Here is a 366-nt window from a genome sequence, read left to right as displayed (position 1 = left end):
CAGCACAACCTGCCGCAGGATTTGGTGGAAACGAAGGACAAGCTGGCCAAGCGGCTGGCAGCCTGAGGGTTCGGGTTGGAATGAAGAAGGGCGCCGCAAGGCGCCCTTTTTTATAGGCTATCGTGAATGAGACGCTCGACTTTGCCGAGGAACGCCTCGTGGCTGATTCCCCAGTCGATTTCTTCACGAAACTCCCTGCGATAGGCTTCCTCGAAGTCTCCCGCGTGCTTCGACCTGAATGTCTCGATGTCGCGGAGCACCCGCCTTCGTGTCGCCCCGTCCGACTCGAAAATGTACAGATCCGTCAGGTCTTCGATGCTGTTTCCGAACAGATCAAAATCCTGGTTGAAGTAAGCGCCTAGCAAC

General features: G+C 56.3%; 1 protein-coding gene. It reads right to left on the bottom strand.

All coding sequences use genetic code 11. From position 1 onward, the window contains the following. Positions 1-110: 110 nt before the first annotated feature. Positions 111-366 (bottom strand): contact-dependent growth inhibition system immunity protein (locus tag AC1U89_RS25025; RefSeq protein WP_479902311.1); only part of this gene is annotated, 256 nt, incomplete at its 5' end.

The sequence above is a fragment of the Caulobacter sp. 05T431 genome (genome assembly GCF_056665975.1).
Note: the sequence above shows the minus strand (reverse complement) of the source record. Positions and strands in the feature narration are given on the sequence as shown.